Consider the following 13,750-nt stretch of genomic DNA (forward strand, 5'->3'; position numbering starts at 1 on the left):
GTAGCTGCTACCTAGCGTACCCCACCTTGACCACCCCCAACGGCGCTCACCAAATCGTCTTTGAAGAGCTGGAAGCCGAACCACAGGATTACCCCGCCGATTAGCCAGCCGAGCGCCCCCAACGCATCGGGCGCACCCTGGATAAACTTCATGACCACCCGAATCAGCCCCACAATCAGCACGATGGCGAAAATCACCTGCACGATGCCTATCACCGTTTCCTGAACACCGGAAAGCGCCGCCGCCGCCCCGCCGCCCTGCGCGAAAGCCGCGCCGCTGGAGAGGGCCAGGGTAGTCAGGAGGGCATAGGCACGCTTTTCTGCTTTGCAGGGCTGGTAGGCTCGACCAGCAGCAGCCACTTTAATAGCCAGGGCAAGGAAGTTGGTAAACATATTAGGAAGGGGATTGGAGGTTGATGATTGGGCGCTTATCCCCCATCGAGCGTATCCAGTGGCCGGCGTTAGCGCGGCGCGTTATTCTTGGCCAGCAGATTGGTCAGCGCGGTTCTGTTGTCCGCCGTTTCGGCCTTGATTGCTTCCCTGGTGCGGCGGCGCAACTCGGCCGCCGCACTGCGGTTGGCCTTGTCGTTATTGGTGGGCGCGGGAACTGAGAAGGGATTGTAGAAGAGGGATTCCGCCACCGTATCATCTTCCGGGGCAGTTGCCGCAGGGGGGAGCGACTTTGCCGCTACCGGGGCCGGCTCATCCACGCCCAGCGCATCGACCACGGAAACCGCCGTACCGACCGCGGGCGGGGCAGAGCCGGGTGCGGGCGCAGCCGTTGAGATTGGGGATGATTCTCCGGTTACTGGGGCGGCAGCTTTCGGGCGGTCTGGTTGGTCGGCAGCTGCTTCGGCGGCTTGTCGTAGCTCCGCCTCTTCGGCCTCCAGGCGGTCGGCTTCGGCTTGGTTGTCCTTTTCGGCTTGCGCCCGGAAATCCTCTTCCGGCATCAGCTGCGAAAGCGGGTTGCCCGCTGCCAGTGGCGGGGCAGCTACCTGGGGCGCGAGCACCGGAGCAGGGCCGTAGTGCCGGCGCACGACGGATGGGTGATTATCGGTAGCTACCGCCGCCAGTTGCTTGCCCTTCCCGGCAAAGCGCAACCACAATAAACCTAAAAGGCCGATTATGGGCACCAAGATGAGAAGGACAAATAGCACTGCACTCATAATTTGGAATTACGAAAGCAGTTGTAAAGAAGTTATAAAATTGTTACAAAGAACAAATAAAGAAATTAGTCGTTAGCATCATAAGCATATTTAAGAGCGGTTTATTCCTCTCAAATACATTTCTTAACCATGAAATATTATCACTTTAATTTTTAGGACTATTTATAGGGTAGTTATAACTACTCTATAACTCGGGTACTATTCATAGAAAAGGTATAACTACCTTGCAACTTGAATTGAGCGGTGCAGGTCTTGGTGAGCTGTATTTCGGCTGCCTAAGCCTCTCGCGCTCAAAGCGAACCGCAAGCAATACACCTCAGTCTATGACACCTCCTGACAATTCGCCCGCGCCGCTGGGCTTACCCAACTTGGCGCTTTCCATTCCTTATGCCGAAGGCCTGCGCTACGCGCAGTACCGGCTTAAAATGTTTGGCCGGGGAGACTTGAAGCCCTTTTGTGTCTTGCACGAATTGCCTTACACGACCATCGTCAATCTGAAAAACGGCAACTTGAAAACCGAGGAGCCCCGCTTGTTGCAGCGCGTCTTACGCAGCCTTAATGTAGCTACCGAGATAGTCAGAAATCCCCTCGAAGCGAAGAAGCAGCGCGTGCTTTTTCCCTCTCAGGAGGCTATGGCCACCTTTCTGGACCAGCTAAAAAGCTTTGACAGCAGCAGTGCTTCCCTTGATGGGGAGCAGCACATCGTCGCCCGAACCCACATTATCACCGGCTAGCTCCCGCGTGAGCAGAACAGCATTTCATCCTGCTTTTCAGAGTAAGGGAGCTACTGGTAATTCTTTCACCAGTCAGCAACCCGCCCATGAATGCACTCCGAGAGAATGACCCGAATGAGCTTGACCGGTTCAAGCGTGATATCGACCTCGTAGACTACGCCCAGCGCCAGGGCTACGAAGTCAAAAAGGAAGGGAGGCGCGGGGATTGGCACCAACTGGAAAAAGAGGGGGAGGTGCTGATAGTGACGCGCAAGGATGACCACCAGGTGTACCTTAATACCGGGGATGACCGCGACAAAGGGAGTGTCATCGACTTTGCCAAGACCCGCGGCGGCGATGGGCGCGGCCTGAATCTGGGACAGGTTCGCCAGCAGCTGCGCGAGTACCTGAATGACGGCCCGGCCCCCGCCCGCGCCTATGCCAGCGTGCCCGACGTGGCCAGGCTGAATGATTTACCGGTAGGCGACCCTAGTCAGGAGCGCCAAGCCGAGGAGGACCGCCGAACGCGGCTTATTTCGGAAGTGCTGGGGGTAAAGAAAGAGCTGACCGACCGTAGCTATCTGCACGGCCGGGGTATCGAGGATAAGACCATTGATAACCCGGCTTTTCAGGGCCGCATCTTTACCGCGCAGCAGAATGAGCACCGGAATACTGCTTTTCCGCTTTACAATGAGAACGGGCTGGCCAGCGTCGAGCAGAAGAACGAGCACTACAAAAACCTGCTTCCGTTGCCGAAAAACGGCGTTTGGGTTTCCCATCCAACCAATGGTAAGGACACGCCGGTAGAGCGAATAGTAGTCAGCGAATCGGCCATTGACTCGCTTTCCCACCACCAGCTCAAGCACGCGCAGGACAATAAGAACACCATCTACATTGCCACCAGCGGCACCCCCACCGAGGCCCAGGTAGCCTTGATTCAGCGGGTAATTGATAAGCAGGAGCCCAAAGAGGTGGTATTGGCCAACGACCGCGACGCCGGGGGCCGGCAGTTCAACATGAACTACCTGAACGAGCTGCACCCGGCCCGGCCCTTAACGCCCGTGGCCGAGCAGGAAGCCTATAAGGAAGCCAGCCGGCCGGTCGAGTGGCACGCCACCAGCGACAAGTACCACGCGGGCCTGAAAGTGACCTACCATCACGACAGCGCCGAGGCCGGCGCGTCCCAAGTGCAGCGGCTCACTGACCGGGTAGCCAAAATGAACAGTACCCAGGAGGCCGGCCCTACCATTGCCGTAGAGGTGCAGCGCAGCACCGAGCGCGAGACAGTGCTGCGGCTGTCGGTGGCCAGGGCCGACACGGCACAGCTCGAAGTAATCAGCCACGAGCTGTACCGCCAGCGGGAGCAGTTGCGGCCGGAGCAGGAGCGTCAGAAAGAAGCGTTTATCCGGGTTGACTATCCGGTAGCCAAGGACTACAATCGGGATTTGGAGCTGACCCAGCAGGGACTTACGAGCGAGCAGCTACGCACCCAGGCCCAGCGTGAGGAGCAGGAAAAAGCTGCCGAGCGTGTCCAGCGCCAGGAGCAGGAGCGCTCGCTGGCGGAGCAGCGCCGTTCGGCGGAAAGGGAACATAAGGGGCAGGAGCGCCGCCGCTCAGAGGAGCAGCAGAAAGAGCGCGACAATAGCCCCGAGGCCCAGCGGCAGCGCCAGCAGGACGACCGCCGCTTTACCGAGTCGGTAGTGGGCGCAGTGGCAGCTGGTGCCGCAGCTGACGCCGCCGACGGCCGCGCCCCGTTCCGCTCGTATCGCACCGAGCAGGAGGCTGCCCAGGATACAGCCCGGTATGTAGCGGCGAAAGATGCGGGCCTAGTATTGCTCAAAGAGTATATCAATGACAACCCGCCGCCAGCCGGCCGCAAGGTCGATGAGGCCGAGCTGCAGGACCAGCGGGAGCGTGCCCGGTATGCCGAAGCCAAAGCTGCCCCTACCCTACCCACTGCCGAGGAGAAAACGGCGACGTGGAAGATTGACGAGATAGCCGCGAACACGACCGGCCGGGCCGAGGTGTGGAAGGACGTGCTGGATAAGTCGGGCTACTCGATGCAGACCAGCGAAATCCGCAGCACGGTTGACGAGCAGGGCATTCGGCGGGCGGAGTTCGATATGACATACCGCAACGACCAGCCCGACATTGCCATTATTCACGCCATTGTGACCAACACGAACGCCCGCGCTGAGGCCGGAATGGAGAAGTTTGCCGGGGTGAGTATTACAGAGTCCGAAGCTGACCGCGCCGCCCGCCAGGTGGCCGCCGAGGCTGCCGCCATCCAGCCGCACACCCGCGACCGCAGCCTGGACGTAGTCGCTAAGCCCGCGGCCGACGTGCAGCCGGAGCGCCAGACCGCTACGGCTGATACGCCAAGTCTGGTAGCGCAGCCTGACGCTCTCGCGCCTGCTGAGCAGCCGCGAGAGCGTCAGGCTGCTACGCCCATCCTTATCTACCTGAACACCGTGCCAATGCCGGATGGGTCTATTCACGACCGCGGTACCAGTATGCAAGCAGCTGGCTACAGCCTTTACCAGATTCAGGTTGATACGCAAGATCCCAAAAAGGCTATTCTGCTGCCGGCTCCCGGTGCTGACCCCCAGTTGATGAACGGCTACCACCAGGTTATGCGGCCCGCATTCGACCTGAACGGTATGCCAAAGCAGGGCGATGCTTACGTGGCCGTGAGTCAGCCGGCCCAGCTTGAGCGCACCAACGAAGGCTGGCGCATTACCGAGCGTGGCCAGGCCGGATTCTCCCCCAACAAGCAGACCGAGATACCAGCCACGGTGCCAGCAATCAGTACGCCTGAGGTAACCGACCGACACCAAAGTGCTGAGCCGGCCGCAGCAGTGGGAGCAGAAAAGCAGGTGATAATCAAGATTGATGAAATAGCTCCCGACGCCGGTAGCCGAGGCCAAGCTGAGGCAGTGAAAGCCGCTATCGTGGCCAGCGGTGCGAAGGCCGGTGATATTCAAAGCACGACCGACGCGGAAGGCGTCCGTCATTCTGAAATGAAGGTATCGTACCGCACCGACCAGCCCGAGCTTGCCCAAGTTAGTAACACCTTGGATGCAGTGGCCAAGCAGCACGGCAGCCATGTATTAGAGCACAGTAGCGACCGCACCGAGCGCCAGGAGTTGGGCAAGAGTTCTGAAAGGGCCCAGCCGCAGCACTCTGAGGAAATCACTCGATAGGTTAACGTTTCGCACCTGCTTAATGAACCGATGATTTATTACCCAAGCTGCAATAGAAAAGCCGTCCTAGAATCTAGGGCGGCTTTTCTATTGCAGCTTGGGTAATAAGTGGTTAATCAGTGAGGCAAAAGTGGGAGAACTTGAAAAATACCATAATAAGAATTTGGTGCCTTGATTTTCTCACGAAGAAAGACCTCCGCAATAATCCCATCTCGATTGATATAGTGCACAATTCCATCATACCAAGCATCCCAAATTTCTTGGCTGATTAACTTGTTTTTATACCATAAGTACTCTTCACTGCACAAGTTGAGGTAATCTTGGGCAACCGCCTCTTTGTTTCGTTTGGGGTTATCTAGTGCGGTATCGGACCAAATAGCGTTAAGGTCTTCATTTAACCTGTCGAACCTACTATTAAATTCTTTAAAGAGGTCGAGTTGGTATCGTTGGCTGGCTAACTCCGCTTGTTGCCTTTCCACTCGGGCCTGATTTCTACTGATTACTGCCGCCGCGATGGCAACTGCGGTAGTTGGGATAGCGGTAATGGCTGCACCTAGAATAGCCGCCGCAATTTCTTTCTCCATTATGGCATTGTAAGAAGTTGGATGCCAAACATACTGCATAATAAAATAGCAGTATAATCAGCCTGAAAACCAGCTCTGCCATAAGCATATAAAGAGCTATTTTCCTATATGGGCGTGTCCCTTCTTAGGTAATAACAAGGAAAGTCTGGCGGGGCTTTTTATTAACTTACTTACTATACTCTATATCTCATAACACCAAGTATTAGTATCACTAAAATTATAATCAATTAACATTTCAACAATAATGAACTCTAAACCAACGACTACTGTATCTAATTCCTCCATTTTTTCTGCAACTCGCCTGAAGTTATGCGTCAAGAGATTCCTAAGATTGTATATACTGTCAGATAAATCATCAGCTATTTGTCCCCCATTTTTTATGATATACTCATTGCACAACTGAAGAAAGTCAACATAATCTGTCTTCTTTCTTAAAGAGCTTGCTATGACTTGGCCAATAACTTTTCTCTCTTTTGAATATTCACTTAATTTCTCACGGAAATCATTTCCGTGAATAGAGCCAGATTTATATTTATCTAAATATTCATTAAATTTCATTTCTTTCTGAAAATCCATTAATAACTCTATTACTTGGTAAATAAAGACAAAACGCAAATAACTATTATCTGTGTAATTTAAATAATTATAAAACACGGTTTCTACAAAAAGATTTTTACTTATATCAAATTTTGATTTTGATAAAGTTATTTTTTTTGTTTTTTTCAAATTTTCTGTCAACAGTTTTTTATTGCTATTATAAATAACACTTTTTTCACCATATTTTGAATAACCTAGTTTAAATAAAGATAACATATAATCACTCATTTTAAACCCTTTAATCTTATTAATTGTCTCTTTGTGAATAGCAAGAATAATTAAATTATCGCCAAAAAATTGTGATATATTATAATTTACATTGTCCATCTGAGGTGAGTTGATAGCGGGAAACTTCATCCCTGCGCCCTCATATTTCAACAGGTTGATAAAAGACGAAGCCTTGTACAAATCAACAGTAGATTTTAAACTTAATTCATCTGTTTCATCAGAATCAATGTAGCTAATAGGAAAAATCCAGCCTATTTTGTCGTTGTTAACAGTTGATTCATGAACTTCAAATACATCACTTTCAGCATTAAAGTATGGATTATCTAATAATATTATTTCGAAGTTTTCCGGATTGATATTTGCAAAAGAAAATTTTGAGTTTAAAGTTGGTTTGAAAATGACATTAGCCAAAATTCCATCCGATGACTTCATTATAAAGATAGTTCCTGAACCATCATCATTAGGACGGGAACTATCAATTACTAGTGGAATTAACTTGCTGGCAGAAGTATCGAAGAGTGAAACTGACATAAATATAATTACTGAGTACGACGCTCATACTGACGATAGGCCTCAGATATCGCAAGCTCGAACTTAAGGTAAGCATCTCCCTTTTTATCAAATAACTCCCTAAAGAAAAAGTGAAAAAATAACCGCTGGTCATTCCCGATTTTCTTGGCTATATTTCTAATATTGTCCAATTTGACTATAATCAAATCAAGCGAATCGCTAATGTCACCAGTTAGAGATTCTGCAATCAACTGCTCAATTTCCGAAAATCCGCTTATTAGCTTCAAGTCAGTTAGCTTTCCCACAGCCGAACCAAAGCCAGTCATTGCTTGAGATTTATTAAATATCTTATCAACGCTTTTGGCGAATGGTTGCCCTGTCATACTATGGTCAATCCTTTCAGAATCGAATTCCCAAGATTCCGCTAACTCATTAACTTTAATAACAAAGTGATTATACGATTTTACGTAGTCAATGAATAAGTCACTATGTTGATTCTCAGAAGAAAGCTTTTCCAAGCTCTTGATATTGTCCAAAATATCCATTCTATCAATCGATAGATAATCTCTGTCTAAATAAGAGTTAAAGCCATCTATAACATCTTTAAACTTATATTCGCCCAGTCTTTTTGGAGCAGAGTCATCAACTTCTTTGAGAAGCTTGATTCCCTCTATACCTGTAACAAGATAATCCGAGTACAGTATCTCAATCTGATGTCTAATGGACATAGGGCTTTGACCTGTATTTAGGGTAAGCATTCTATACAGTATCCCTAGTTTATTAATTCCTAAGTAGACCTCAAGTCTAATAGGGAAGGACATTATGTCATTTAAATTTGGGTTATTGCTGTCAAGTAATTCGTTTGCAACATCACGAATAGTATATGTTCTCTGTAAACCATCTAATATAATTAACTTTTTTATATTATCTTTAATTACCTTCAGCAACTGCTCATCATTCATTGCATGAGTATCGATATCTAATGATAACGCCAAGACAATTGGAGGAATTACACAACCTTGCCTAATATCTGATTTCAACAGGCTATAAACTGTAGAAGAAGATTTAACTCTTCTTCTTTGAAATTCATTGTTATCAAGAATTTCTTTTGACAAGTTGAAGTACTCTGCCAAGGTAGTCTCAATTAGGAGATTAATTGATGTTATTCTTTTGTCGAATATTGTGCTTTTTATTTTCATTATTCGTTTAGTTTAATGGTAATGTTAAATACAATTACCAATTCTTAGTTAACCTTGCTTTTTCTCGCACCGATTGTAACGTTACAAAAATATGGTTAAAAGGCCCACGAGTCACTGACTTGTCCTTACCCAAATTGGGTGACTCCGCTTGAAAAGCGGCAGACTGAACAGGCAACCGTTCAAAAACGCCCTTCTGAGCATTTGGTCAGGAGGGCGTTTGAGTTTTAAGTACATGCCTGTCCCCATCAAGGCGGGGTTTTTCGTGCTCGTCCAGCACTATCAAGACTAAATACCCATAAGGGCAATGGGGAAAAAATTGCATAATATGCTAAATTATATTGTATAATATGCAAACTGTAAAAAAGTAAGTTCGTTTAATATATAGAAGCAACAAACAAACAACCAGCACTTTACCGCCATGAACGACGCTTGCCCTCGGTGAAATCTTAGCCGACCGTTACGACCCCGCCGACGAAGCCGACCAGACCCGGCTTGAGGTAACCCAACACCTGGCTGGCCACGCCCGCGTGATTGCCCCGGACTTTCTGGGCTTCGGCTATTCGGATAAGCCCCGGCGAACCTACGCCATCGCGGAGCAGGCGGACGTCGTTGAGGCCCTCCTGGCGGCGCGCCACCTCCCCACCGTGGCCGTCGCCGCCAACGACTATGGCGTCACCGTGGTGCAGGAATTACTGCGCCGGCGCGCCGCCGGCTCCTGCCGAGTCACGTTCTCCTCGCTGACGCTGCTGAACGCGGGGATACTGTACGCCCAGTACCAACTGACGCGAGTCCAGCGGCTGCTCGCGACCCCGGTTATCGGCCCGTTGGTCGCCCGGCTGATTAGGCGCAATGCCATTCAGCGGAGCCTGGCCGAGGTAGCTGGCCGGCCCCGCCCGCCCGCGGAATTCGACCGGGTGTGGCCGGGCATCGCCCGGGAAGACGGCCCGCTGCTCTTGCCCCGCCTGCTGCGCTTTAATGCCGAGCGCGCGCAGTACCATGCGGTCTGGGAGCAGGCCCTGGCCGAGGCCAGCGAGACGATTCCCCTGGCGCTGGTCTGGGGCCTGCAAGACCCGGTTTCCGGACCGCTGATGCTCCAGGCGGCGCGCGTGCACTATCCCCGCGCCGTGGTTACCGAGTTGCTGGCGGTCGGCCACTACCCCCCGGTCGAGGTACCCGACATAGTGGCCCAAGCGCTGCTGGCGAATGCCCGCAGGGGCTGGTCGCGGCCATGACTGGGCCGCCTCCACGGCAAGATGCAGAATGCCGACTATGAGTTTTTCTTCCTAAAGCTCTGTATGGCGCCAAATAGACCAGTACGGGCAGACAGGTTGCGGGCGCATCTTCCAGAGCCAGCGCGTCACTTGGTGCCCGCCAGGCAGGTTACCAAATGAAATAGAGCGCTGCCAGCGTCGCGAGGCCCGCCGCGCCAAGGCCGAGGCCACAGCCGCCAAGCAGGCCCGCATCAAGCACGAAATCCGCCACCAGCTTAGCCTTGCTTGTTAATTTTCCTTTTCCACAGCCCCTTTTAGTCGTGCTAAGTGCGCGGATTTGGTAGTAGGTTAACTCGCGGGTTACTTACCGTGACGAGTTACCACAAAGCGCTACGTAGTCATTACCTACTTGCTAAATGGGCCGGATAGTAGCAACGGAAAACTACGCTAAAATACTAGCCCGGCTTAGCGTAGCCCGACCATTTTTAAAAAAAGTCCTCCAGGGTTCTTATCGGCTTTAACCTTACCAGTTTTATGCTTGTAACAAAAAGAAAACAAAGCATTAAGCTTTTTTGCGTCACCCAAAATCTGGTTGATGAGCTTGGGGTCTCGGATTTCCAGTTCCTCCAGATTGTGCAGGGCCCGGCGCTGCTTTTCCTCCTCAGCTCCGTCTTCGAAGGCAATGGGTAGTTGCTGCGGCACTTGCCCATTGACAAAAAAGCGGATACTATGAAAGGAACGTCCTTTTTTAATGAGTTCGTAATTGATGCGCAGGTCGGTATGCTCGTTAATTTGGGTGGTAGCTACGTCGAGCACATACTTCTGTAGCGCGGAAATCTTCTCGTACTGCTCCGATGCCTGGCCCTTGGGGTCCTTGAGCGAGAGCATAATCTTGAATTCGTCCAGCGTAAAGGTCTTGGTCTCGCCGATGTCCTTCCACTGTGATGCAATTTGGTAGATGCGCTTGGCGTACTTGCTCGATAAACTGAATACCGACTGTAAGCGGTAGGACGTGAAGTTATTTTTCAGGTCTATCAGGTAGTGCCGCATGCGCTCGGATATCTCTAATTCAATGATGCCCTCACCCTTGATATAGAGCGCTGAGGCCAGCAGACCCACTTGTAGCACATGCTTATTATCCTCGATGTGGTATTCGCGGCTGCGTAGGTTGGAGGTAGCCTCTAGCAAGCGCTGGTAGTTCCAGACCCGGCCAGTAAGCTGTTCCAATTCCTTGACCCGGATGCGGTAGATAGTACCTGGCTTATCTTCCTTGCGCAATACTGATAAGAGCGAGAAGACAATGTCCATCTCGCAGGCACTCATTTCATAGCGAGCCGTGGTAATGGCATTGTGCTGCCGTATTTCCAGAAAGGAAGTGTCAGAAGTGGCCGGGACGCTCATAAAGGTGAGAACAAGTAGCTTCTAAGGCCAAATATAAGCAACTTACAGTAATTAAAGGAAGCCTTGCTTTATGTTCTATCCTTTGGCTTACCATCTCTATCCCTACTACTTACAATCTCTATCCTTTAGCGTACTATCCCTATCCTTTGGCTTACCATTCCTATTCTTACTACTTACCATCCCTATCCTTTGGCTTACCATTCCTATCCTTTAAGTGGTATAAAAATCAGGAAATCAAGAGCTTATGAGCCCTGCAAATAGAGTAAATATGTTGACAAATAAAAAAATATCACAAATTTGTTGATGTCCAAATTTTCAAAGGCTTTCAGGGGGTACAAATCGAGCGAACGGGGCAAAGAGACAACAAAACAAGGAGCATATTATAGCACAAAATGGGATTGCACTATTTCAAGAAAAAATATACCTTTAATTACTTGTGTCCCTAAATATCCATCACGCGACTTGCTCACTATCAACTGTATAGTATAAAAAGTGGTGATGCTTTTTGCTGAGCTCATTATCTGAGCTACAATAGGTGCTGCTAGTTTAGCAGCTATCGCTAAACCTGACTCTATGCCTGACCAAAAAGGCGAGAAAGGATAGCAATAGTACGTGCGGGCCCTGCCTAATAGACCAAAGGATAGAAATGGTAAGCTAAAACAGGGGCGTCACCCCGAAAGGATAGAAATGGTAAGCGTTTCCAGCCTCTGGGGCCACTATTGCTCCGTATTCGTACCCGATCCGGAGCCAATACCTGGACTAATGACTTACCATTTCTATCCTTTCATTTCCTTAAACTCCCTTCCAATAAGCTTAAAAACGGCCCTGATTAGCTACAGAGGGCGATTTTACGAGTCAAGCTAGTAAACTACGTTACTTACCCAAGGCAAAGTAGAAGAGCAAGCAGATTGAGAAGCCTAGCTGTTCACTTACAGAATCTATCCTTTTACGAATTGGAAACTATCCTTCAGTCAGAACAAAGAAAGTAGGAAGTGGCAATCACCATCCAGTACCCGCTAGGAGCCTTACTTAGGTAACTCTGCTCTTTCAAAGAATCCCCTACCCTATTCAATAGTCCAGCAATGGGTCAAGTGAGGTCAGAAACAAGGCTGCAAGCGACGACCAGTACCACCAAGGACCTTTTAGCTTTCAGGCCTACGAGACACGTTCAGAGCCAACATTACCCTAAATAACAAGGACAGCCCCGGTCAGGGCTGCCCTTGTTTGACGCTTGCAGCGCCGAAAAATAAGCAATGCCGGTGACCAAACCGACCTTACTTCTAACCAGTACGGTAACTTACGAGACTAATGCTATTTCGGAGGAAGCTTGCCCTGCTTACGTAGGTGCGCCTCGTAGTGCTGGTGGGCAGCTTCCACGTAAGCCTGAATATTTCGGGGGGTGTTTTCCTCTCTGGAAAGCAGCGCAAGCAGCAATTTAATATCACCCCAAACGGTTTCCCGAATCTTGACCGAGCGCACGGGAGCCGGTTCAGCAGCGCTAGCAGCAACTGTTGGCTTGCGTCCGCGCCGGCCAGGAGCAGCCGTTGCCGTCAGTTGAGGAACTGGCTTACCTGGAACCGTCGGTGCGACCACAGGCGTAGGTTCGGGAGTTGACTCAGTGGCTTCAGGGGCGGGCGCAGCAGCGGCCACCGCAGGCGCAGGTATGGATTCGGCCGCAGGCGTTGGACTTACCACAGGAGCAGGCTCGGCAGCCGGAGCTACCAGTTCAGTAGTCACAGATGGGGCTGCCTTAATCGGCACAGCAGCTGGTGCAGCCGACTCGGCTACCAGCGGAGCTACAGGCTGAGTCGGGGCCGGAGCCGCCGCCCCTTCGCCGGGTTGTTTGGTTTTTTCCCCATCCATACCGGAGCGGGCAGCAGCCCTATCCGCGTCAGAGATTGGAATACGCCCACGGGGAGGTTTTGGTACAAAAGGAGCAGCCATTGCCTTATTCGGTTACAGTGGTGGAAGATTTGCCCGGCTCATCGACTTCAGACACCGCGGTGGCCAGCGAGTCTGCTTTGTGGTTCGGCAGGTCCAAGCGCTCAATCAACTCCTCACACACCCGGCGTATTTCGTCTGAGCTATCCTTCGTGCCGCCAGCATAAGTGCGGAAGCCCGGCGTCAGCAAGCTATGAAGCGTAGAAGCCCGCGAGTAAGCCAAGCGATTACTTAGAAACGAGTTGAAGCGCGAGAGGCCCAGCCCGTCGATGTACTCATCCATTTCCTTTTCTTCCCTACGGCCCGCAATTCGCTTGGTCGCCAGCCCGAAGTAGTCAAAGGGTAGACCGGCTTTATTAGCCGCGCTCTTGATACTTTCGAGGATACCCATAAACTCAGCCGTTGAAGCGCGGTCTAGGTAGTCCGACACCAGTGGTACAATTACCGCGTCGCAGCCGGTGAGTACGTTGAAAACATCCTCCCCATCGGCCCGACCGGGAATGTCGATGATGATAAGGTCGTAGTCGTCCTGATGAGTATCGGTGAAGTCAAAAACATTATCCAGCGACAAGGGAAACACGTCATAAGGATATTTTGCAGAGGGGTCAGCTTGCAGCATAGCGGCTAGGCTAGGCGCATCAATTTGATTCCGGGTTTTGACAATACTCTGCTGATAGTCACAATCCAGGATGGCGATTTTTAGTCTGTACTCGGTGGCCAATGGAGCAGCCAGCACGAGAGCTAAAGTTGACTTGCCGGAGCCACCCTTTTGGGTGGCAAAGCTGATGATTTTTGACATGGTTCTTACTGGTTAGAAAGTTAGATTAATCCCCTCAGTTGGTCAGACAGAGGATAAGACAAATGTAATAGAAAAAGTGGTAAGGTAGTAAAATGGTAAAGTAGTAAAATGGTAAAGTAGTAAAGTGGTAAGGTAGTGAAGTGGTAAGGTAGTGAAGTGGTAAGGTAGTGAAGTGGTAAGGTAGTGAAGTGGTAAGGTA

The 13,750-nt window shown here is 50.6% G+C and carries 10 protein-coding genes; 3 read left to right on the forward strand and 7 right to left on the reverse strand.

Going from position 1 to position 13,750, the window contains the following annotated elements; all coding sequences use genetic code 11:
* Window positions 1-11: 11 nt before the first annotated feature.
* Together JAO77_RS23200 and JAO77_RS23205 are read right to left on the reverse strand one after the other, a co-directional pair.
* Window positions 12-392 carry a hypothetical protein gene (locus JAO77_RS23200; protein ID WP_198992929.1) on the reverse strand — a complete coding sequence of 127 codons (381 nt, stop codon included), beginning with the start codon at window positions 390-392 and terminating at the stop codon, window positions 12-14.
* Between the two features lie 68 nt (window positions 393-460).
* Window positions 461-1,156, reverse strand: coding sequence for a hypothetical protein (locus JAO77_RS23205; protein WP_213019469.1), 696 nt, complete (start codon window positions 1,154-1,156; stop codon window positions 461-463).
* A gap of 332 nt (window positions 1,157-1,488) precedes the next feature.
* Here JAO77_RS23205 and JAO77_RS23210 point away from each other — a divergent pair, with 332 nt between their 5' ends.
* Together JAO77_RS23210 and JAO77_RS23215 are read left to right on the forward strand one after the other, a co-directional pair.
* The gene (locus JAO77_RS23210) at window positions 1,489-1,899 is read left to right on the forward strand and encodes a hypothetical protein (protein WP_198992931.1); all 411 of its coding nucleotides are present in this window, start codon (window positions 1,489-1,491) and stop codon (window positions 1,897-1,899) included.
* An 86-nt stretch (window positions 1,900-1,985) separates the two neighbouring features.
* Window positions 1,986-5,081 carry a toprim domain-containing protein gene (locus JAO77_RS23215; RefSeq protein WP_198992932.1) on the forward strand — a complete coding sequence of 1,032 codons (3,096 nt, stop codon included), beginning with the start codon at window positions 1,986-1,988 and terminating at the stop codon, window positions 5,079-5,081.
* 116 nt (window positions 5,082-5,197) lie between these two features.
* Here the strand turns inward: JAO77_RS23215 and JAO77_RS23220 are convergent, their stop codons facing one another.
* The 3 genes from JAO77_RS23220 to JAO77_RS23230 all read right to left on the reverse strand — a co-directional run bounded on the left by JAO77_RS23220 (window position 5,198) and on the right by JAO77_RS23230 (window position 8,115).
* Window positions 5,198-5,665 carry a hypothetical protein gene (locus JAO77_RS23220; protein ID WP_198992933.1) on the reverse strand — a complete coding sequence of 156 codons (468 nt, stop codon included), beginning with the start codon at window positions 5,663-5,665 and terminating at the stop codon, window positions 5,198-5,200.
* A gap of 180 nt (window positions 5,666-5,845) precedes the next feature.
* Window positions 5,846-7,021: a hypothetical protein gene (locus JAO77_RS23225; protein WP_198992934.1), complete on the reverse strand. Its 1,176-nt coding sequence runs from the start codon at window positions 7,019-7,021 to the stop codon at window positions 5,846-5,848.
* Window positions 7,022-7,029: 8 nt separating this feature from the next.
* The gene (locus tag JAO77_RS23230) at window positions 7,030-8,115 is read right to left on the reverse strand and encodes a hypothetical protein (protein WP_198992935.1); all 1,086 of its coding nucleotides are present in this window, start codon (window positions 8,113-8,115) and stop codon (window positions 7,030-7,032) included.
* A 593-nt stretch (window positions 8,116-8,708) separates the two neighbouring features.
* Between JAO77_RS23230 and JAO77_RS23235 the strand changes: the two genes are divergently transcribed.
* Entirely contained in the window at window positions 8,709-9,431 is a 723-nt protein-coding gene (locus JAO77_RS23235) for an alpha/beta fold hydrolase (protein WP_286192493.1), read from the forward strand.
* 444 nt (window positions 9,432-9,875) lie between these two features.
* Here JAO77_RS23235 and JAO77_RS23240 read toward each other — a convergent pair whose 3' ends face one another.
* Together JAO77_RS23240 and JAO77_RS23245 are read right to left on the reverse strand one after the other, a co-directional pair.
* Window positions 9,876-10,811, reverse strand: coding sequence for a replication initiation protein (locus tag JAO77_RS23240; protein WP_198992937.1), 936 nt, complete (start codon window positions 10,809-10,811; stop codon window positions 9,876-9,878).
* Window positions 10,812-12,759: 1,948 nt separating this feature from the next.
* Window positions 12,760-13,551: a ParA family protein gene (locus tag JAO77_RS23245; protein WP_198992938.1), complete on the reverse strand. Its 792-nt coding sequence runs from the start codon at window positions 13,549-13,551 to the stop codon at window positions 12,760-12,762.
* Window positions 13,552-13,750: the final 199 nt, after the last annotated feature.

The sequence above is a fragment of the Hymenobacter sp. BT559 genome (assembly GCF_016427535.1).
Lineage (GTDB): Bacteria > Bacteroidota > Bacteroidia > Cytophagales > Hymenobacteraceae > Hymenobacter.